Origin of the sequence: Nocardiopsis listeri (genome assembly GCF_020741345.1) — a bacterium.
GTDB classification, from domain to species: domain Bacteria; phylum Actinomycetota; class Actinomycetes; order Streptosporangiales; family Streptosporangiaceae; genus Nocardiopsis; species Nocardiopsis listeri_A.
Window position 1 is genome coordinate 1 of the sequence record NZ_DYZD01000278.1, and the last position, 20602, is coordinate 20602.

Sequence of the window (20602 nt, forward strand, 5' to 3'; positions counted from 1 at the left end):
CCGATCTGCTCCCTGTTCGAGGAGCACGGTTTCCGTGACATCAAGATCTCGGTCAAGCACAACGACCCGGTCGTGATGGTCAACGCCTACCGTCTGCTGTCGGAGGCCTGCGACTACCCGCTGCACCTGGGTGTCACCGAGGCCGGTCCGGCCTTCCAAGGCACCATCAAGTCATCGGTGGCCTTCGGCGCGCTGCTCTCTGAGGGCATCGGCGACACCATCCGCGTGTCCCTGTCCGCGCCGCCGGCCGAGGAGGTCAAGGTCGGCAACCAGATCCTGGAGTCGCTGGGTCTGCGCGAGCGCGGCCTGGAGATCGTCTCCTGCCCGAGCTGTGGCCGAGCCCAGGTGGACGTGTACACGCTCGCGGAGGAGGTCACCGCGGGCCTGGAGGGCATGGACGTGCCGCTGCGCGTGGCCGTCATGGGCTGCGTCGTCAACGGTCCGGGTGAGGCGCGCGACGCCGACCTGGGGGTGGCCTCCGGCAACGGCAAGGGCCAGATCTTCGTCAAGGGCGAGGTCATCAAGACCGTCCCCGAGTCCCAGATCGTGGAGACGCTCATCGAGGAGGCCATGCGCATCGCCGAGGAGATGGGCGAGAGCGGCGTCGAGGGCGAGCCCAGCGTGTCCGTGGGCTGACGCCACATCCTCTCCGAGTGCTTCGCGAAAGGGGGAGCGCGGTCGAGCACCGTGCTCCCCCTTTCGCGTGCGCGGGGTCGGCGCGTCGGTTCGTGTGGTGTGCCTCACGTCATGGTGCGTTTTTTTGTCCCAACGCGCACGAATACCACGCGAGAACCCGACAAACGCAATGAATGTGGGTCATGTTACTCAGGCAACACCATTAACGTTGCCTAGGGCACATTTCGGGAGACCCCCACCGTGCCTACCCCGCTGAACAGCTAGGAGACAATTCGTGGTGGAGCAGAAGACACCCGCGCGGGTGGGCGCGGGCGTGCCCACGCTGGGTCGGCGTCTGTCCAGACGCAAACCGGTCGAGAAGTTGGTGGCCGAGACCGAGAGCGGGCACGGACTGCACCGAACGATGGGCTTTTGGCAGCTGTCCATGATCGGCATCGGCGCCACCCTGGGCACGGGCATCTTCGTCGTCCTGGGTGAGGCCGTCCCGATCGCCGGTCCCGCCGTCGTCCTGTCGTTCGTCCTGGCCGGCGTCACCGCGCTCTTCTCCGCCCTGGCCTACGCGGAGATGGCCGGAATGATCCCGGCGTCCGGCTCCGCCTACTCGTACTCCTACGCCACCATGGGCGAGTTCATGGCCTGGGTGTGCGGCTGGTGCCTCATGCTCACCTACGGGGTCTCGGTGGCCGCCGTCGGCGTCGGATGGGGGCAGTACATCGACGAACTGCTTCGGCTGACCACGGGGCTGTCGATGCCCGAGGCGTTCCTGGTCGGCCCCCTCGAAGGCGGACTGATCAACCTGCCCGCCGCCATCGTGGTGCTGCTGTCGATGTTCGCCCTGCTGGCCGGGGTCAGGGAGAGCACCCGCGCCAACGCCGTCATGGTCGCCGTCAAGGTGGCCGTGCTGGTCATGTTCGTGGCCATCGCCGTCACCGCGGTCCAGGACGGCAACTTCGCCCCCTTCATGCCCATGGGAATGGCCGGAGTCTCCGCCGCGGGCGCCACCCTGTTCTTCTCCTACATCGGCTTCGACTCCGCCTCCACCGCCAGCGAGGAGGCCAAGAATCCCCAGCGCGACCTGCCCCGCGCCATCATGTTCTCGATGATCGTGGTCACCGCGATCTACTGCCTGGTGGCGTTCAGCGCCGTGGGCGCCATCAACTGGACCGGGTTCGTCGAGGGACGGACCTCGCTCGCCGGCATCCTCACCGTCGTCACCGGCACCCCGATCTGGGCGGTCATCTTCGCCGCCGGCGCCGTCCTGGCCCTGGCCAGCGTCGTGCTGGTGGTCCTGTACAGCCAGACCCGCATCCTCTACGCGATGTCGCGCGACGGACTGATCCCCAAGGCCTTCTCCAAGGTCGACGCCAAGGGCACCCCGCGCGCCAACACCGTCATCACCTCGGTGCTCATCGCGTTGCTGGCCGCGCTCATCCCGCTGGGTCCGCTCGCCGACGCGACCGCCATCGGCACGCTGTTCGCCTTCGCCCTGGTCAACGTGGCCGTCCTGGTGCTGCGCCGGAACCGCCCCGACCTCAAGCGTGCCTTCCGGATGCCCGGCGCCCCGGTGACCCCGGTCCTGGGCGTCCTGGCCTGCGCCTACCTGATGTTCAGCATGTCGCTGAGCGTGTGGATCGCCTTCGGTGCCTGGTTGGTGCTGGGACTGGCGATCTACTTCGGCTACAGCATGCGCCGCTCGGAGCTGGAGAGGGAGGAGACGGTCGAAGCCGGCGCCTGATCGGCCCGTTTGCGCAATGATCCGTCGCCGAAGCGGCACAACTCGCAACAGGGCGTCGTTTCGGCGCACGGATCCGATGCCTTCCTGCGCCTAGAGTGGACGCGGCCCGCAGACGACCCACCAGGAAGGACGGACGATGCCGAACCCACTGCGCGTGGCCTTGGACCAGGGCACCGGACGCAGCGGCGACACCGACTCCGCCCTCACCCGGCTCCACGAGAGCGCCCGTGCAGCCGCGGCGGAGGGCGCCACCCTCCTCGTGACCCCGGAGATGTCCCTGACCGGCTACAACATCGGTGAGAGGGTTCGGGAACTGGCCGAACCCGCCGACGGCCGGCTCTTCGAGGCGGTGGCGCGGATCGCCGGCGACACCGGGGTGGCCGTGGTCTACGGCTTCGCCGAACTCGCCGACGGTCGGGTGTACAACGCGGTGCGGCTCGTGGACACCGACGGTGTCTCCCGCGCGCTCTACCGCAAGACGCACCTGTTCGGTGACCTGGACCGGAACCTGTTCGACCCGGGCGAGGAACTCGTCGTCCAGGCCGACCTCGACGGCCACCGGCTCGGGTTCATCGTCTGCTACGACGTGGAGTTCCCCGAGATCGTGCGGGCCCACGCGATGGCCGGTACGACCCTCCTGATCGTGCCGACCGCCCTGATGGCGCCCACCACCTCGGTCGCCACCCTCCTGGTGCCGGCCCGGGCCATGGAGAACCAGATCCACCTGGCCTACGTGAACCGCTGCGACGCCGAGGGTGGGCTCGACTACGTCGGGCTGAGCACCCTGGTCGGCCCGGACGGCGCCGAGCTGTTGCGGGCCGGCCCCACCGAGGAACTGCTGGTCGGCGACGTCGAGCCGACCGCCGTCGAGACCGTGCGCGCCGAGCAGTTCTACCTGCGCGATCGCCGTACCGACCTGTACGGCCGCTGAACCCACCGTCGCATCATCGCCCCAGCCCCAGAGAAGGAGGGCCTTCATGACCTCCGCCGTGCCCACGTCCGCCGGTGCCGTCCCGCAGGGTGAGCGGCCCCTGAACATGTGCGGGCCCGACTTCCCGTTCGCCTACGACTCCTACCTGGAGCACCCCGCGGGGCTGGGCCAGGTACCCGCCGAGCACCACGGCACCGAGGTCGCCGTGATCGGCGGCGGGCTCTCCGGCATCGTCACCGCCTACGAGCTCATGAGGATGGGCCTGAAGCCGGTGGTCTACGAGGCCGACCGGATCGGTGGCCGTCTGCGCACCGAACGCCTGCCCGGTGCCCCCGACGACGTGGTGGCCGAGATGGGCGCCATGCGGTTCCCGCCGTCCTCCACCGCGTTCTGGCACTACGTCAATCGCGTGGGACTGAACACCACCGCCTTCCCGAACCCGCTCTCGCCGGCCACCCCGAGCACCGTCGTCGACCTCAAGGGCAGGACGCACTACGCCACCGGGCTGGACGACCTGCCCGAGGTCTACCGCGAGGTCGCCCGGGCCTGGGACCAGACCCTGGAAAGTGTCGACCACAGCCGCATGCAGAGGGCGATCCGCGAGCGCGACGTCGCCACCCAAAAGGAGATCTGGAACCGGCTCGTCGAGAAGCTGGACGACCAGACCTTCTACGGGTTCCTGTGCCGTGCCCCGGGGTTCTCCTCGTTCCGCAAGCGGGAGATCTTCGGGCAGGTGGGCTTTGGCACCGGGGGCTGGGACACCGACTTCCCCAACTCCATCCTGGAGATCCTGCGGGTCACCTACACCGGCGCGGACGACGACCACATGAGCATCGTCGGCGGGGTCGACCGACTGCCGCGACGCCTGTGGGAGGACGCCCCGGACAAGCTCGTGCACTGGGCGACGGGCACCTCCCTGGCCTCGCTGCACGAGGCCGGTCCGCTCCCGGCGGTGACGGCGTTGCGTCGCACGGCCGTCAAGGGACGTCCCGGCGGCAACATCACCGTCACCGACGCCTCCGGTTCCACCCGTACCTACCCGGCGGCGGTCTTCACCGCGCAGTCCTGGGCGCTGTTGTCCAAGGTCGACTGTGACGAGGACCTGCTGCCCATCGACCACTGGAACGCCCTCGAACGGACCCACTACATGGAGTCCTCGAAGCTGTTCGTTCCGGTGGACCGCGCCTTTTGGCGGGACAAGGATCCCGAGACCGGCCGGGACGTCATGAGCATGACGCTCACCGACCGGATGACCCGCGGCACCTACCTGCTGGAGGGCGAGGACCCAGAGGGGCCCGCCGCGATCTGCATGTCGTACACCTGGTGCGACGACTCGCTCAAGTGGTTGCCGCTGTCGGCCAACGAGCGTCTGGAGGTCATGCTGGCCTCGCTGGGCAAGATCTACCCGGGTGTGGACATCCGCTCGCACATCACCGGCGATCCCGTCACGATCTCCTGGGAGGACGAGCCCTACTTCATGGGCGCGTTCAAGGCGAACCTGCCCGGCCACTACCGGTACCAGCGGCGTTTGTTCACCCACTTCCGCCAGGACGACCTGGAGGAGCGCCACCGCGGCCTGTTCCTGGCCGGGGACGACATCTCCTGGACCGCGGGTTGGGCCGAGGGCGCCGTTCAGACCGCCCTGAACGCCGTGTGGGGCGTCATGCACCACCTCGGCGGCGCCGCCGACCCCACCAACCCGGGCCCGGGTGACCTGTTCGACGAGCTGGTCCCCGTCGTCCTGTCCGAGGACTGACCCACGAATCCATCCGACGAAAGAGGGCCCCGGAACACCTGCGGTGGATCGACTCCCTGGAGGGGAACAGGGGCCTTTTCTAGGCCTGGTCGGCGGCGCCGGCGAGGATGGGCCGGTCGACCAGTCGGGACAGCACCAGGGTGCTCTTGGTGCGCACCACGAAGGGCTCGGCGCCGATGCGCTCGATGACCTCTTCCAGGTGGTGGGTGTCGCGGGCGCGGACCTGGACCAGGGCGTCGGCATCGCCGGTGACGGTGCACGCCGAGGTGATCTCGGCGTAGCCGGTCAGGCCCTTGCGGATCTCGGTGGGGGAGGTGCGGGCGCGGCAGTACAACTCGATGAACGCCTCGGTGGTCCACCCGATCGCCTGCGGTTCGACCACGACCGTGAAGCCGCGCACGGCACCCGACTCGACCAGCCGGTCCACCCGGCGTTTGACGGCGGAAGGGCTGAGACCGACCTCTCCGCCGATCTCGGCGAAGCTCATCCGTGCGTCCGCGCCGAGTATCGCGATGATCCGCTCATCGACACGATCAAGCCGCATTGCGCCCCTTTGTCACCATCTGAAACGACCAGGGCACATCTTACCGTCGGCGTACCCGGGTGGGGTCCGTGTCGCTTCCTGATGTCACGCTCGGTAATGGAGAGAATGCGTTGGAAGGTTCGAACGGGATGGTGAGGGGTGGACGGGTGCGGGTACGAACGGGCACACGATGGGTCGCCTACTGTGGTGGCGGCGTGCTTTTGGCCTCACTGACCGCGCTGTCCCCCGCCCAGGCCACCACACCCATCGCGCCCCAGGCCCCCGTCCCCGAAACGACCCTGAACTGGGAACCGTGCGAGGACCTCGACCCCGTCGAGGACGAGAACCTCGAATGCGCCACCCTCACCGTCCCGATGGTCCACGAACCCGGCGTCGCCCACGCCGTCGCCGAGACCGTGGAGATCGCGCTCTCCCGCGTGCCCGCCACCGGCACCGCCGAACACACCATGCTGGTCAACCCGGGCGGCCCCGGCAGTGCCGGCCGCCAGTGGGCCTCGCACACCCACCTGCGCATGCCCGAGGAACTCCGAGAGACCTACGACGTGGTCGCCTTCGACCCGCGCGGCATGGGCGCCTCCACCCCCGGAATCACCTGCGACCCCGACTTCTTCACCCCGGTCCGCAAGGACACCGTCCCGGCCGACGCGGAGGAGGAGCAGGCCCTGCGCGCCGACGCCGAGGCCTACGCCGACGCCTGCGCGAAGGACGCCGGCCCCCTCCTGGACCACATGCGCACCGAGGACACCGCCCACGACATGGACGCCATGCGCGTCGCCCTGGGGCGGGACCAGGTCGACTACCTGGGCTACTCCTACGGCAGTTACCTCGGTACCGTCTACAGCTCGCTCTACCCCGACAGCGTCCGCGCCGTCGTCCTGGACAGCGTCGTCGATCCGGACAGCCCCTGGTACGAGAGCAACCTGGCGCAGAGCCGGGCCTTGGACCGCGCCGCCCACAACTTCTTCGACTGGGTGGCCCGCCACGACGACACCTACGGACTGGGCGCCGACGGCGACGCGGTCGCCGACGCCTACTACGACCTGCGCTCCCGACTGGGAGAGGAACCCGCCGAGGACACGGTCGGCCCGACCGAGCTGGAGGGCGCCGTCATCGTCGTCGCCTACAGCGGCGGCACCTGGCCGGCGGTCGCCTCCGCCCTGTCCGCGCAGATCCGGGACGGCGACTCCGCCCCCCTGGTGGAGTTGCACGAGAACTACGGCGACGACGCCGGGAGCGACCCCGGGTACGGCGGCTACCTCGCAGTCCAGTGCACCGACGCCGAATGGCCCAAGGACTGGAAGACCTGGAACGCCGACGCCCGGCGGGTGCATGAGGACGCGCCCTTCATGGGCTGGCACAACATCTGGTACAACGCGCCGTGCGCCACGTGGGGAGGGGAGTCCGCCCCCTGGTTCCAGGTCGGCGACGGGCCCTACGAACACCCCGCCTACGACGGTGACGTGCTCCTCGTGCACGCCACCGACGACGGCGCCACCTCGGTGGAGGGGGCGCATTCCCTGCGCGAGCGGCTGCCCGGATCCTCCCTGGTGATCGAGGACGGCGGTATCACCCACGGGGTCGCCCTCACCGGTAACGCCTGCGTGGACGAGGCGGTCGTCGACTACCTGCGCGAGGGCGTCCTGCCCGAACGTGGTGCCGAGGGCCCCGACCTGACCTGCGACGCACGCCCGGAACCCGAACCGCGCAGCACCCAGTCCGCGCCCCACACGCCCGTGGACCGATTGGGTCCCATCGGTTTGGAGTACCCGGGTGAGTCCGCGGTAACGGTCGAATAGGCTGGAATCGGCGCGAATTCGTCTTTGGCCCGGTGACCGTTCCCGGTCACCGGGGATATGGGGGAGATGCGATGCTGCGGACCTCACCGGTTCGAATTCTGGGCGAACGCGACCGGGAGGCCGTCCGAACGCTCTTGGACACCGACCCCGTCGGCAACGTCTTCGTCGCCTCACGCCTGCTGACCACCGGGATCGCGGGTGTCGGCGGCGCCGAGGTGTGGGGACACGTCGAGCGGGGCAGGTTGACCGCGCTCTGCTACTCGGGCGCCAACCTGGTCCCGGTCAACGCCGGGCCGGCCGCCGTTCGCAGTTTCGCCGACCACGCCCGTTGGCGCGGCCGCCGTTGCTCGTCGATCGTCGGCCCGGTGGAGGCGGTCAGCGACTTCTGGCAGCAGGTCACCCCCGCATGGGGGCCCGCCCGAACGATCCGTGCCAGTCAACCCGTCCTGGAGATCGACGGGCCACCGGCGGTGCCCGCCGACCCGTTGGTGCGCCGTGTCCGGGTCAGCGAGATCAACACCCTGGTGCCGGCCTGTGTCGCCATGTTCACCGAGGAGGTCGGCGTCCCGCCGGACTCCGGTGACGGAGGAGCGCTCTACCGGGCCAGGGTCGAGGAACTCGTCCGCACCGGCCGTGCCTTCGCCCGCATCGAGGACGGTCGGGTCGTTTTCAAGGCCGAGATCGGCGCCGTCACCCCCCACGCCTGCCAGGTGCAGGGTGTGTGGGTGCACCCGGAGCTGCGCGGTCGGGGATACTCCAGGGCCGGGATGGCCGCGGTGGTGAACTACGCCCTCGCCGAGATCGCGCCCCGCGTGACCCTGTACGTGAACGACTTCAACACCCCGGCCCGCGCCACCTACAGCAGGGTCGGGTTCCGCCAGGTCGGTGAGGTCATGTCCGTGCTCTTTTGATCCGCGCCCTCGAAGACACCCACCGATCCATCCGCCCCCGAACAGATTGGGGTTTCGATGACCGGGGTCTACATCGCCTCCAGCGACGCCGAGAGCGACAAGAGGACCGTCGCGCTGGGCCTGACCGAACTACTCGCGGGGACGGTGGACACCATCGGTGTGTTCCGGCCCATCGTCGCCGAGGACGGGCGTGACCCGTTGGTGGAGACGCTGCGCCGCCGGTACGAGATCAACGACCCCTACGAGGACTGCGTGGGTGTCACCTACCGGCGCGTGCACTCCGATCCGGAGGAGGCGATGTCGGAGATCGTCGCCGCCTACCTGAAGCTGGCCGCGCGGCGCAGCGCCGTCGTGGTCGTCGGCACCGACTACACCGACGTCGGCGCCCCCACCGAGTTCGCGTTCAACGCCCGGGTCGCCGCCAACCTCGGCGTCCCCGTTCTGCTGATGGTGGCGGGGGAGGGCCGGGACGTCTCCGGTTTACGCAGTGAGATCGCCGTGGTGCACGCCGAACTCGCCCGGGAACACGCCACCCGGCTCACCACCGTGGTCGACGGGGTGGCTCCCGACAGGGTCGCGGAACTGCGCGAGCACCTTGAGGGGACCGCCTACGTCCTGCCCGACGTGCCAGGGCTCCGCGCGCCCACCGTCCGTGATCTGCAGGACGCCTGCGACGGCAGGTCGCTGTTCGGCGAGGCCGCCCGGCTGAACCGCGAGACCTCGGGGCTGGAGATCGCCACGATGTCCCTGCCCGGACTCCTGGACCGGCTGAGGGCCGACCGGCTCGTCCTGCTCTCCGCCGATCGCGCGGGCTCCCTCCTGCCCGCCCTGGTCGCCGCGCACTCCTCACCGGACTTCCCCTCCCTGGCCGGGGTGCTGCTCACCGGCGACACCGAGATGCCCGAACCCGTGTGGCGGCTGCTCACCGGAATGAACGTGCGCCTGCCCGTCCTCGTCACGTCGCTGGACACCTACACCGCCGCCACCCGACTCTCCACGGTCCGGGGCGGCCTGACCCCGCTCCCTGACAAGAAGGTGGAGTCGGCGGTGGCCGCCTTCGGTTCCGCGGTCGACGGCCCCGAACTCCTGGCCCGGTTGCGGGTGAGTCGCAGTGAGTCCGTCACCCCGCTCATGTTCGAGCACACGCTCCTGGAGCGCGCCCGCGCCGATCGCCGACACGTCGTCCTGCCCGAGGGCACAGACGAACGGGTGTTGCGCGCCGCCGACCTACTGCTGCGCCGCAAGGTCGCCGACCTGACCCTCCTCGGCCCCGCGCGCAAGATCAAGGCGCGAGCCGGTGAGCTGGGCGTGGACCTGACCGGGGTCGACATCATCGACCCCGAACACTCCGAACTTCGGGAACGCTTCGCCCAGGAGTACGCCTCGTTGCGCGCGCACAGGGGCGTCACGGTGGGGTTGGCCGGGGACACCGTCACGGAGGTGTCCTACTTCGGCACCCTGATGGTGCACTGCGGACTGGCCGACGGAATGGTCTCCGGTGCGCGGCACACCACCGCCCAGACCATTCGGCCCTCATTCGAGATCCTGCGGTCGGGCCTGGTCTCCAGCGTGTTCTTCATGTGTCTGGCCGACCGGGTGCTGGTCTACGGCGACTGCGCCGTGGTGCCCGACCCCACCGCCGAGCAGCTCGCAGAGATCGCCGCGGGATCGGCCGACACCGCGGCCCGCTTCGGGGTCGACCCGAGGGTGGCGATGCTGTCCTACTCCACGGGCGCCTCCGGGGTCGGAGCCGAGGTGGAGAAGGTGCGGGAGGCCACCGAACTGCTCCGCCGGGCCCGCCCCGACCTGGAACTGGAGGGGCCCATCCAGTACGACGCGGCGATCGACCCCGTCGTGGCGCGCACCAAACTTCCCGATAGCCGGGTCGCCGGGCACGCCACCGTGTTCGTCGTGCCCGACCTCAACACCGGCAACACCCTCTACAAGGGGGTGCAGCGCAGCGCCGGGGCGGTCGCCGTCGGCCCGATCCTGCAGGGACTGCGCAAACCCGTCAACGATCTTTCCCGCGGGGCCACCGTGCGCGACATCGTCAACACCGTCGCCATCACCGCCGTCCAGGCGCAGGATCCCCGTACCTGACGGATCGGTGTCAGGTCGAGGGAGCGGCCCGGGCCCCGCCCGGGTCGGTCCGGTTACGGTTGGCGAATGCTCCGCAACCCGACCGGTCGTGCCCGCCTGGGGTTGGCCCTCCTGCTCGCCCTGCTCACTGTGTTGGGCCCGCTCAACATCGACATGTACCTTCCGGCGTTTCCGGAGATCTCCGCGGACCTGGGGGCCGGCGCCTCCCAGGTCCAACTGAGCCTCACCACCTGTCTGGTCGGGCTCTCCGCGGGTCAGGTGGTGATCGGTCCGGTCAGCGACGCCCGCGGCAGGCGCGGACCGCTGCTGGTGTGCGTCGCGCTGTTCGTCCTGGCCTCGGCCCTGTGCGCGCTCGCACCGAACACGACGGTGCTGGTCCTGGGCCGGTTCCTACAGGGCTTCACCGCGAGCGCCGGGGTGGTGCTCTCCCGTGCGATCGTGCGCGACGTCTTCGACGGGCCCGCCCTCACCCGCTTCTTCGCGCTGATCATGGTGGTCGTCGCGGTGGCCCCCATGGCGGCGCCGATCCTGGGAGGCGGTGTGCTGTGGCTGCCCTTCACCGACTGGCGGTCCATCTTCTGGACGTTGGCCCTGGTGGGCGTGGTGATCGTCGCGGTGGTGGCCGCGCGGCTGCCCGAGACCCTGCCGACCGAACGACGTATCCCCGGCACCTTGGGAGGGAGCCTGGGCACGGTGGGCGCCCTGCTGCGGGATCGCCGTTATCTGGGGTACACGCTGGTCGTCGGTCTGCTGCACGGCGGTAGCTTCGCCTACGTGGCCGGGACCCCGTTCGTCTACCAGGACCTGTACGGGGTGTCCCCGCAGGCGTTCGGGGTGCTGTTCGGGATCAACGGGATCGCGATCATCCTGGGCAGCGCCGCGGTGGGCCGACTCGGCGAACGCTTCGGTGAGCGGTCCCTGCTGTACGTGGCCGTGGTCACCGCCGTGGCGGCCACCGCCGTCGTGTTCGCCGTCGCGCTCCTGCAGGGACCGTTGCCGCTGCTCGTGGCGCCGATCTTCGTCTACATGACCTGTATGGGGATGGTCCTCACCGGTTCCTTCGCCCTGGCGATGGAGGGTCAGGAGAACCGCGCGGGCAGCGCCGGTTCGCTGTTGGGCGCGCTGCCCATGTTCATCGGCGCCGTCGTGGCGCCGCTGGTGGGACTGGACGAGACCACCGCCGTGCCCATGGCCGTACTGCTGTTCGGCACCTCGGTCCTGGGCCTGCTGGTGATGGCGACGATGACCCGCCCCCGGGTCCCGAAGGTCCCGGGGGCGGGTCGGGGTGAGGCTCCGCTTCCCTAGCAGTCCTCGCCCAGCCAGGCGGAGTTGAATCGGGCGAACGTGATGTGCTCGACGTTCCCGCGCTCGTAGAGGACGCCGAACTCGTCGTCGCCCAGGGGCACGATCGTGGAGTAGGCGGCCGCGCCGGGATCGATGGCCTTGGCCACCGGCCAGGTTCCACCGTCGTCGCAGGACATGCGCACGGTCAGGTTCTCCCGCGAGCTCTCGTGCGCGGTGTTGGTGAACAGGAGCTTGTGCGCCCGGTCCGTGCCCTCCTGGGCGTCGGCGTCGTAGCGGATCAGGGCGCCGTTGTTGGTGGGATCGATCAGGTCGTGGTCGGGGACCGGTTCGCCGTAGGTCCGGCCGCCGTCCTCGGAGTAGGCGACCAGACGGTAGGGGCCGTCCGGGGTGCGGCTGTTGAGCATGACGCGGCCGTCGGCCAGCTCCACGGTCTTGTTCTCGTCCATGCCCGGTCCCACGGGTTCCCCGGCCTGCCAGGTCTCCCCGTGGTCGTCGCTGTAGACGCTCACGGCGTAGATGCCGTCACCGGAGTCGTAGGCGTACTGCTGGACCAGACGACCGTCGGAGAGTTGGATGCCGGTGCCGGACGAGGCGAAGATCCCGAACCAGGAGGGATCCTTGACGTCCTCGGTGATACGCCTGGTGTTCCAGGTCTGTCCGCCGTCGTCGGAGTAGGAGTAGTCGGTGTGGAGGATGTCCTGGCTGTCGTTGGAGTTGCCGTCGGAGGAGTTGAAGAACCCGACCCCGGCGGGTCCGTGGGCGTGGAACATGAACAGGCGGCCGGTCTCGCGGTCCAGGAGCAGGCTGGGGTCGCCCGCTCCGACGCCGTCGTCGTAGTCGACGACCACCTGGGGTTCGGTCCAGGTACGTCCCTTGTCGTGACTGCGGCGGATCATGAGGTCGAGGTCGCCGGGCAGGTCTGAGGCGTTGTCGTTGCGTCGGTCGTAGGCGGCGACCAGCGTGCCGTCCTCGAGCACTTCGAGGGCGGGGATGCGCCAGGTGTGGGCGCCGGCCCCGGCACTGGCCAGGTCGACGCGTTCGATGATCGGTTCGGCGGCGGTGGTTCGGGGGTCGGGGGTGGCGTCGTCGGCTGCGGCGGGCGACACCAGGGCGGTGGTGACGGCCAGGCCCACAGCCATGACGACGGGACTCGCGTGCTTTCTCATGGATACCTCCGTAGGGGGCGGAGGCATCGGACATCAGACCTCTAGGACGCTAAGCGTCGGGGTTCTCGGGGTCAACCCCTGTCGTAGCTGGTTTTTCGAGGAGGTGGAGGATCGGGGCGTAGTGGTCGGCCACCGCCGCCACGAACCCGGCCTGGTCTCCTCGGTGCGCGGCGTCGATGATCGCGCGGTGCGCGGCCGCGGTCTCGCGGGCGTCCTCCTCGGTGGAGAGCAGCAGCGGGGCCACGACCGCCTGCACGTCCCAGAAGGCCCCGGTGAGCTGGGTGACCAGCTGGTTGTTCAGGGGGGCCAGCAGCATCAGGTGGAAGGCGCGGTCCTCCTCCACGAAGCTCTCGCCGCGTTCGGCGGCCTCCTCCATCCCGGTGACCAGTTCTCCAAGGCTCCGGTGCTGTTCCTCGTCGTACCCGTTGACGATGTCGCGTCCCAGGCCCTGTTCGAGGACCTTGCGCACGGTGACCAGTTCGTAGAGGGTCGCGAGGTCGTCTCCGCTGCTCAGGCGGCCACGGAAGGTCAGGCTCTCGACCAGGGAGTTGAGGGACAGCCGTCCCACGTAGGTCCCGTGCCCGTGCCGGACCTCGACTATGTCCAGGGCGCTGAGGCGTTTTATCGCCTCGCGGACGCTGGAGCGGCTCGCCCCGAGCTCGGAGCACAGCTCGGTCTCGGTGGGCAGCGGGTCGCCCGGGGTCAGGCCGTTGCCGAGGATGAAGTTCTTGATCTGCTCCGTTACCTCATGACCGCGCAGAGTGCTCCGCGGGGCCGGCTTGGTCAATTCCTCGGTCAACGTATTGACCCCTTTCCTGTTTGGTGCTTAGAGTCACACCCTACAGGCATCGGACATCAGACGTCATATGCCTTCCCCTGAGGTCTTGCCCATCCCCCCGACAAGGAGTGATCGTGTTCCACTTCGACCCCGGCGCCATGGAGCGTCGGCGTTTCCTCCAGTTCGTCGGTGCCACAGGCACCGCCGCTGCCCTGGCCGGATCGCTCAGCGCCTGCGGGGCTTCCTCGGGGGGAGGAGGGGGCTCCTCGAACCGCATCGAGGCCGGTCTGTCCTACACGCTTTCCACCGGTTTCGACCCCATGACCGCGACCGGGGCCCTGCCCCAGGCCGCCAACCTGCACGTCTTCGAGGCCCTGGTCGACCTGGACCCGGTGACCCGAGAGCCCTACAACGCGCTCGCCGCCGACACCCCCGAACAGGTCGACGACACGACCCTGCGCGTCACCCTCCGCGAGGAGGCGGTGTTCCACAACGGAGACCCCGTCACGGCCGAGGACGTGGTCTACAGCTTCGAGCGGGTGCTCGACCCCGACAACAACTCGCTGATGGCGCAGTTCATCTCCTTCATCGAGGAGGTGAGGGAGGTCGATGAGGACACGGTGGAGATCGTCCTCGAACACCCCTTCGCGCTCGCGGTCGAACGACTCGGCATCATCAAGATCGTGCCCAAGGCCCTGGTCGAGGAGGACCAGCAGGGGTTCGACTCGGCGCCCGTCGGCTCCGGCCCCTACAAGCTGGTGTCGGCCACCGCCGCGGACAACATCACCTTCGAGCGTTGGGAGGCCTACAACGGCCCGCGCGAGGCGCTCGCCGACGAGATGGTGTGGATGCTGCTGGACGACCCCAGCGCCCGCGTCACCGCCCTCCAGTCCGGCCGGGTCAGCGTGATCGAGGACGTGCCCTACCTCGACGCCGAAGCGTTGGAAACCGCCTCGACCGTCGAGCAGGAGCAGTCGTTCGGCCTGCTGTTCCTCATGTTCAACTGCGCGGAGAAGCCCTTCGACGACAAGCGGGTCCGACAGGCCCTGCACTACGCCATCGACCACGAAAAGATCGTGGAGACCGCGATGCTGGGCGGTGCCGCGGCGGCCACCGGATTCCTGCCCGAGTCGCACCCCGACCACCGGGAGGCCGGCACGGTCTACCGGCACGACCCCGACCGGGCGCGGGAACTGCTGGAGGAGGCGGGTGTCGAAGGACTGCAGATCGATCTCGTCGCCACCAACGCCGGCTGGGTCAAGGACGTGGTTCCGCTCATCAAGGAGAGCTGGGACGCGGTGGGCGTCACCACCACCCTCGACATCGGTGAGTCGGGCGGTCAGTACGCGAACAAGGTCGAGAGCGGCAAGTTCCGCGCCATGGTCGCCCCCGGTGACCCGTCCGTCTTCGGTAACGACGTCGACCTGCTGCTGCGCTGGTTCTTCGACGGTCAGTGGCCCACGAACTACTACAACTGGTCCGACACCGAGGAGGCCGACAAGGTCCTCGAACTCCTCGACGAGGCCGTCCGGACCGACGACGAGGAAGGGCGAGCCGAACTCTGGGCGGAGGCGATCGACCTCATCGCCGACGAGGCCCCCCTCTACCCGATCCTGCACCGCAAGCTGATCACCGCTTGGAACGACGACGCGCTGGAAGGGTTCCGGCCGATCAACACCACCGGCTTGTCCTTCCTGGACGTCGGCCCGGCCTGACCTCGACCTCGGGGCCGGATCCGCCCGATGGGGTCCGGTCCCCGCCCGCTCCACGAAGAGAGAAACCCCGATGCGCGTCTTCATGCGCCTCGCCCTGCGCAGAGCACTGGTCCTACCGGTGATGCTCCTGGGCGTCTCCCTGCTGGTCTTCGTGATCCTTCAGTTCTCACCGAACGACCCCGCCTACAACGCCTTGGGCGTGGGCGCCAGCGAGGAGGCCCGTGCCGCCTACGCCGCGGAACACGGACTCGACCAGCCACTGCCCGTCCGTTACATCGACTTCCTCGGGGACCTGCTCCAAGGCGACCTGGGAATGACCGCACCGCCGGCCACCCCGGTGGTCGACCGGATCGGGGAGGCCTTCCCGCTCACCCTGGAACTCACCATGACGGGTATGGGCGGCGCCATCCTGTTCGCCCTGTTCATGGGGCTCACCGGTGCCCTGTGGCGGGACCGTTGGCCCGACCAGGTCACCCGGATCGTGTCCATCGCCTGTGTGGCGCTCCCGCCGTTCTGGCTGGCGATCCTGCTCATCCAGCAGTTCTCCCTCGGGCTCGGGCTCCTGCCCACCGGTGGTTACACCGCTCCGGCCGACTCCTTCTCCGGTTGGGTCATGACCATGACCCTGCCGACCATCGCGGTGGCGATCCCCATCGGCGCACAGCTCTCCCGGCTGGTGCGCACCTCGATGGTGGAGGAACTCGACCGCGACTACGTCCGCACCGCGATCGGAAACGGGCTGCCCCGGTGGCTCGTACTGCGCAGCGCCCTGCGCAACGCACTGATCACGCCGTTGACGGTGCTCGGGTGGCGGTTCGGCTACGCCCTCGGTGGCGCGGTGGTCATCGAGACCATCTTCGACCTGCCCGGCATGGGTCAGCTCCTGCTCACCGGTGTGACCAACGCCGACGTCGCCCTCGTCCAGGGCGCCGTGCTCACGGTCGCCGTCTCACTCCTGGTCGTCAACCTCGTGATCGACCTGCTCTACGTCGTCGTCAACCCACGGATCCGAGAGGTGTGATCACGTGCGCCCTCGACTCGCGGACCGCCTGACCGGGCTCTCCAAGCCCTCCAGGAAACGCCGCCTGTCCCTCGCCGCGAGGATCTCCCTCGTGGTCATGCTGGCGATCTGCGTCATCGCGATCGCCGCGCCCTTCTTCGCCCAGAACCCGCTGGCCACGGGCGCCCCGGCACAGCCGCCCGGACCCGAACACTGGTTCGGTACCGACCGGGCCGGACGCGACGTCTTCTCCCGGGTCGTGCACGGGGCGCGCTACTCGCTGCTGATCGGTATCGGGGCCACCTTGCTGGCCCTGTTCGTGGGCGGGATCCTCGGCGGTATCGCCGCCACCTCCCACCGCATCATCGACGAGACGATCATGCGGGTGCTGGACGTGCTCATGGCGTTCCCCGGGATCGCCCTGGCCGCCGTGCTGGTCGCGGTCTTCGGCAGCGGAATCCCCGTCCTCATCGCCGCCATCGCGGTGATCTACGTGCCCTCACTGGCCAGGGTCGTGCGCGCCAACGTCCTGACCCAGTACGGGGAGGACTACGTCGCGGCGGAACGCCTGATCGGTGCCCGTCGCCACTACGTGCTGATCAAGCACGTCGCGATCAACTGCGCGGCGCCGGTCATGGTGTTCGCGGCCATCCTGGTGGCCGACGCGATCGTCTACGAGGCCAGCCTGGCCTTCATCGGCGCCGGCATCCAGGACCCGCTGCCCAGCTGGGGCAACGTCATCTCCTACGGACGTCAACTCCTGCTGTCCGGCGGATGGTGGGCCACCTTCTTCCCCGGCCTGGCCATCCTGCTCACGGTGCTCGCCCTCAACATCCTCTCCGAGGGACTCACCGACGCCTGGGCCGCGCCCAAGAGCGCGGTGCGCAGCGGGGGCGGCGACACCGACTCCGCCACCGCCGACATCGCGGCCGAGGACGACGACCGCGCCGAGGTCCTGGCCCGTCTCGCCACGGCCGTTCGGGAACGTGAGGACGCCGTACCTCCGGTCGCCGAGGACGCGCCCGCCCTGCTGTCCGTGCGCGACCTGCGCATCGGGTTCCCCGGCAGCCACGGCGACGTGTCCGTGGTCGACGGGCTATCCTTCGACGTCCGCGCCGGAGAGACCCTCGGCGTGGTCGGTGAGTCCGGCTGCGGCAAGAGCCTCACCAGCCTCGCCCTGATGGGTCTCCTGCCCCGTCAGGCCAAGGTGGAGGGCGAGATCCTCTACGACGGCAAGGACCTGCTGTCCCTCACCCCGAAGGAACGGCGCGCCCACTCCGGACCCGAGCTGGCGATGGTCTACCAGGACGCCATGTCGTCCCTGAACCCCTCGGTCCTGGTCGGCACCCAGCTGCGCCAGCTCACCAGCCGGGGCGGTGACCAGAGCCCGGCCGAACTCCTGGACCTGGTCGGACTCACCCCCGAGCGCACCATGCGCAGCTACCCGCACGAGCTCTCCGGTGGTCAGCGCCAACGCGTGCTCATCGCCATGGCGCTGTCCCGCAAACCGCGGCTGCTCATCGCCGACGAGCCGACCACGGCGCTGGACGTCACCGTCCAGGCCCAGGTGGTGGAACTGCTCGCCAGGCTGAGGGACGAACTCGGCTTCGCGATGGTGCTGGTCTCGCACGACCTCGCCCTGGTCGCCGAGATGTCCCACCGCGTGGCCGTCATGTACGCGGGCCAGCTCGCCGAGGTCGCGCCCGTCCGCGATCTGCTCACCCGGCCACGCCACCACTACGCGAGGGGGATGCTCGGTTCGGTCCTGTCCCTGGAGGCGGGGGCCGAACGCCTCCACCAGATCCCCGGGGTCGTGCCGGCCGCGCAGGACTTCGGCGTCGGCTGCCGCTTCGCCGGCCGTTGTTCCGCCGCCACCCCCGAGTGCCTGACCGCACCCCCCTCCCTGACCAACGACGGTCCCGGCCACGACTACGCCTGCCTGCACCCCGCACCGGCGTCGAAGGGAGTCCTGCTGTGACCGAGCCGATCGTGGAACTCGACGGGGCGCACGTCGTCCACACCGCACGCACCGGAGGGCTGTTCCGCCGCGACCGCGTCCACGCCCTGACCGACGCCACCGCGACCATCGCGCGCGGCGAGGTCCTGGGCATCGTCGGCGAGTCCGGCTGTGGGAAGTCGACCCTGGCCAAGGTGGCGACCGGGCTCCAGCGTCCCACCCACGGCACCGTCCGCTTCCGTGGCGAGGACCTGTGGGCGATGCCCACCTCGCGCCGCCGGCGGGAGTTCGGCTCGGCGATGGGCGTGGTCTTCCAGGACCCCTCGACCGCGCTCAACCCGCGCATGTCGGTCCGCGGGATCCTGCGGGACCCGCTCGACGTCCACCGCCGGGGCACCATGAGCGAACGCGAGGCGCGTGTCGACGAGCTCATCGACCTGGTCGGTCTGCCCGGACACGCGGGAGACGCCGTCCCGGCCCAGTTGTCGGGCGGACAGCGACAGCGTGTCGCCGTGGCCCGCGCCCTGGCCCTGCAACCGGACGTGGTGGTCGCCGACGAACCGACCAGCGCCCTGGACGTGTCCGTCCGCGCGCAGGTGCTCAACCTGCTCGTCGACCTCAGGTCCCGCCTGGGACTGGGCATGGTGTTCGTGTCCCACGACATCCAGACCGTCCGACACCTCGCCGACCGGATCGCCGTGATGTACCTCGGCCGCATCGTCGAGGAGGGCCCCGCCGAACAGGTCGTCGCCGAACCCCGTCACCCCTACACCCGCGCCCTGTTCTCCGCCACCCCGAGCCTGACACAGCGCTCGGAGCGGATCATCCTGCGCGGACCCGTACCGTCCGCCACCGCACCGCCCACTGGCTGTCCCTTCCGCACCCGCTGTTGGAAGGCGACCGACGCCTGCGCCGAGGAGTTCCCGGCCGGCGACTCCGACAACGGGCACAGATGGAACTGCGTCCACCCCGAATCGAACGCGAGGAGCACCGCATGAGTCAGCGCACGCCGAAGTACACGGGCGTGGTCCCGCCGATCGTGACCCCCCTGGACACGAACGGCGAGGTCGACACCGTGTCGCTGGAGCGGCTGGTCGGCTCCCTGCTCGACGCGGGGGTCTCCGGGATCTTCGCACTGGGCAGCTCCGGCGAGTCCGCGTACCTGACCGACGCCCAGCGCGACACCGTCCTGGACACGGTCGTCGGCGCGGTGTCCGGGCGGGTCCCGGTCATGGCCGGCTGCATCGAGACCACGACCAACAGGGTCGTGGAGCGGGCCGAGGCCGCCGCCAAGCACGGGGCCGACGCCCTGGTCGTCACCGCGCCCTTCTACACGCGCACCCACCCCGCCGAGATCGACCGTCACTTCCGCGCGGTGCGCCACCGGACCGAACCGCCGATCCTGGCCTACGACGTTCCGGTGTCGGTGCACAGCAAGCTGTCCGCGGACGAGGTCCTCCGGCTGGCAGCCGACGGGGTGGTCGACGGGATCAAGGACTCCAGCGGGGACGACCCGGGCCTTCGCGACCTGGTGATCGGAGCCCGGGAGATCCCCGGATTCTCGGTGCTCACCGGGCACGAGGCCGTGGTCGACGCCATGATGCTGATGGGCGTCGACGGCGCGGTCCCCGGGCTGGGCAACGTCGACCCCGCCGGGTACGTGCGCCTGATGGAGGCCTGCCTGGCCGGTGACTGGGAGACCGCTCGACACGAGCAGGAACGCCTGATCCGGCTGTTCCGCATCGTCCGCGCGGCCGACCCCGCCACCGCCGGCGGATCCACCGCCGGTCTCGGCGCGTTCAAGTGCGCGCTCGCCCTCCTCGGTGTCATCGACGACCCCGTGCCGGCGCCTCCGATGCGGCCCTTCACCGATGAGGAGACCTGGCGCGTGCGCACGATCCTGGAGGAGGTCGGGCTGCTGTGAGCCGGGTCGCCGTGGCTCTGGACATCGGCGGTACCAAGACCGCGGCGGCCACGGTCACCGCCGACGGGGCCGTTCTCACCCGCGCCAAACGCCCCACACCGGCCGCCGGGGGAGCTCGAGCGGTACTCGACACCGCGGTCGAACTGGCCTGTGAGGTGGGTGCCGACCACGAGGTGGTCGGGGTCGGCGTCGGCAGCGCCGGGGTCGTCGACCCCGACACCGGGCTGGTGCTTTCGGCCACGGACGCCCTGCCCGGGTGGGCCGGTACCGACCTTCGCGGCCACCTGGCCACGGAACTCGGGGTACCGGTGGCCGTGGTCAACGACGTCCACGCCCACGCCCTGGGGG

At 69.7% G+C, this 20602-nt stretch carries 17 protein-coding genes; 14 read left to right on the forward strand and 3 right to left on the reverse strand.

Annotated features, from left to right (window positions below; genetic code table 11):
• From K8V84_RS14860 to K8V84_RS14875, 4 genes are all read left to right on the forward strand, one after another.
• Positions 1–636 (forward strand): flavodoxin-dependent (E)-4-hydroxy-3-methylbut-2-enyl-diphosphate synthase (locus K8V84_RS14860; RefSeq protein WP_304075190.1); only part of this gene is annotated, 636 nt, incomplete at its 5' end.
• A gap of 274 nt (positions 637–910) precedes the next feature.
• Positions 911–2371: an amino acid permease gene (locus tag K8V84_RS14865; RefSeq protein ID WP_304075192.1), complete on the forward strand. Its 1461-nt coding sequence runs from the start codon at positions 911–913 to the stop codon at positions 2369–2371.
• A 136-nt stretch (positions 2372–2507) separates the two neighbouring features.
• Positions 2508–3302: a carbon-nitrogen hydrolase family protein gene (locus tag K8V84_RS14870; RefSeq protein WP_304075193.1), complete on the forward strand. Its 795-nt coding sequence runs from the start codon at positions 2508–2510 to the stop codon at positions 3300–3302.
• A 46-nt stretch (positions 3303–3348) separates the two neighbouring features.
• Positions 3349–5058, forward strand: a complete 1710-nt coding sequence (locus K8V84_RS14875) for an NAD(P)/FAD-dependent oxidoreductase (RefSeq protein WP_304075195.1) — start codon at positions 3349–3351, stop codon at positions 5056–5058.
• 79 nt (positions 5059–5137) lie between these two features.
• Here the strand turns inward: K8V84_RS14875 and K8V84_RS14880 are convergent, their stop codons facing one another.
• A complete protein-coding gene (locus K8V84_RS14880) occupies positions 5138–5602 on the reverse strand; it encodes an Lrp/AsnC family transcriptional regulator (protein WP_304075197.1) in 465 nt (154 codons plus the stop codon).
• Between the two features lie 128 nt (positions 5603–5730).
• On the opposite strand from K8V84_RS14880, the gene K8V84_RS14885 reads away from it, so the two are divergent.
• The 4 genes from K8V84_RS14885 (at position 5731) to K8V84_RS14900 (ending at position 11714) form a co-directional block, all read left to right on the forward strand.
• Positions 5731–7398: an alpha/beta fold hydrolase gene (locus K8V84_RS14885; protein WP_304075200.1), complete on the forward strand. Its 1668-nt coding sequence runs from the start codon at positions 5731–5733 to the stop codon at positions 7396–7398.
• Positions 7399–7469: 71 nt separating this feature from the next.
• Positions 7470–8309 carry a GNAT family N-acetyltransferase gene (locus K8V84_RS14890; RefSeq protein WP_304075203.1) on the forward strand — a complete coding sequence of 280 codons (840 nt, stop codon included), beginning with the start codon at positions 7470–7472 and terminating at the stop codon, positions 8307–8309.
• A gap of 57 nt (positions 8310–8366) precedes the next feature.
• A complete protein-coding gene (pta, locus tag K8V84_RS14895; RefSeq protein WP_304075205.1) occupies positions 8367–10409 on the forward strand; it encodes a phosphate acetyltransferase in 2043 nt (680 codons plus the stop codon).
• 66 nt (positions 10410–10475) lie between these two features.
• Positions 10476–11714 (forward strand): Bcr/CflA family efflux MFS transporter, encoded by a 1239-nt coding sequence (locus K8V84_RS14900; RefSeq protein WP_304075206.1) that lies wholly within the window; start codon positions 10476–10478, stop codon positions 11712–11714.
• Here K8V84_RS14900 and K8V84_RS14905 read toward each other — a convergent pair.
• A complete protein-coding gene (locus tag K8V84_RS14905; RefSeq protein WP_304075208.1) occupies positions 11711–12880 on the reverse strand; it encodes a sialidase family protein in 1170 nt (389 codons plus the stop codon). The two genes, K8V84_RS14900 and K8V84_RS14905, sit on opposite strands and share 4 nt — an antisense overlap.
• A 49-nt stretch (positions 12881–12929) precedes the next feature.
• Positions 12930–13679: a FadR/GntR family transcriptional regulator gene (locus tag K8V84_RS14910; protein WP_304075210.1), complete on the reverse strand. Its 750-nt coding sequence runs from the start codon at positions 13677–13679 to the stop codon at positions 12930–12932.
• 113 nt (positions 13680–13792) lie between these two features.
• Between K8V84_RS14910 and K8V84_RS14915 the strand changes: the two genes are divergently transcribed.
• The 6 genes from K8V84_RS14915 to K8V84_RS14940 all read left to right on the forward strand — a co-directional run.
• Positions 13793–15373, forward strand: a complete 1581-nt coding sequence (locus K8V84_RS14915; RefSeq protein ID WP_304075211.1) for an ABC transporter substrate-binding protein — start codon at positions 13793–13795, stop codon at positions 15371–15373.
• A gap of 70 nt (positions 15374–15443) precedes the next feature.
• A complete protein-coding gene (locus K8V84_RS14920; RefSeq protein WP_304075214.1) occupies positions 15444–16394 on the forward strand; it encodes an ABC transporter permease in 951 nt (316 codons plus the stop codon).
• A 4-nt stretch (positions 16395–16398) separates the two neighbouring features.
• Positions 16399–18351: a dipeptide/oligopeptide/nickel ABC transporter permease/ATP-binding protein gene (locus K8V84_RS14925; protein ID WP_304075218.1), complete on the forward strand. Its 1953-nt coding sequence runs from the start codon at positions 16399–16401 to the stop codon at positions 18349–18351.
• The gene (locus K8V84_RS14930) at positions 18348–19328 is read left to right on the forward strand and encodes an ABC transporter ATP-binding protein (RefSeq protein ID WP_304075219.1); all 981 of its coding nucleotides are present in this window, start codon (positions 18348–18350) and stop codon (positions 19326–19328) included. The genes K8V84_RS14925 and K8V84_RS14930 overlap by 4 nt, the downstream gene beginning before the upstream one ends.
• Positions 19325–20254, forward strand: a complete 930-nt coding sequence (locus K8V84_RS14935) for a dihydrodipicolinate synthase family protein (RefSeq protein ID WP_304075221.1) — start codon at positions 19325–19327, stop codon at positions 20252–20254. The genes K8V84_RS14930 and K8V84_RS14935 overlap by 4 nt, the downstream gene beginning before the upstream one ends.
• The coding region (locus tag K8V84_RS14940) for an ROK family protein (RefSeq protein WP_304075222.1) at positions 20251–20602 on the forward strand (352 nt) is incomplete at its 3' end. The genes K8V84_RS14935 and K8V84_RS14940, both read left to right, overlap by 4 nt.

What these genes read in the sequence shown, in the direction of transcription:
- K8V84_RS14870 (WP_304075193.1), top strand. Translation starts at nt 2,508, where the DNA reads ATGCCGAACCCACTGCGCGTGGCCTTGGACCAGGGCACCGGACGCAGC.
- K8V84_RS14875 (WP_304075195.1), top strand. Translation starts at nt 3,349, where the DNA reads ATGACCTCCGCCGTGCCCACGTCCGCCGGTGCCGTCCCGCAGGGTGAG.
- K8V84_RS14880 (WP_304075197.1), bottom strand. Translation starts at nt 5,602, where the DNA reads ATGCGGCTTGATCGTGTCGATGAGCGGATCATCGCGATACTCGGCGCG.
- K8V84_RS14885 (WP_304075200.1), top strand. Translation starts at nt 5,731, where the DNA reads ATGGTGAGGGGTGGACGGGTGCGGGTACGAACGGGCACACGATGGGTC.
- K8V84_RS14890 (WP_304075203.1), top strand. Translation starts at nt 7,470, where the DNA reads ATGCTGCGGACCTCACCGGTTCGAATTCTGGGCGAACGCGACCGGGAG.
- pta (WP_304075205.1), top strand. Translation starts at nt 8,367, where the DNA reads ATGACCGGGGTCTACATCGCCTCCAGCGACGCCGAGAGCGACAAGAGG.
- K8V84_RS14900 (WP_304075206.1), top strand. Translation starts at nt 10,476, where the DNA reads ATGCTCCGCAACCCGACCGGTCGTGCCCGCCTGGGGTTGGCCCTCCTG.
- K8V84_RS14905 (WP_304075208.1), bottom strand. Translation starts at nt 12,880, where the DNA reads ATGAGAAAGCACGCGAGTCCCGTCGTCATGGCTGTGGGCCTGGCCGTC.
- K8V84_RS14920 (WP_304075214.1), top strand. Translation starts at nt 15,444, where the DNA reads ATGCGCGTCTTCATGCGCCTCGCCCTGCGCAGAGCACTGGTCCTACCG.
- K8V84_RS14935 (WP_304075221.1), top strand. Translation starts at nt 19,325, where the DNA reads ATGAGTCAGCGCACGCCGAAGTACACGGGCGTGGTCCCGCCGATCGTG.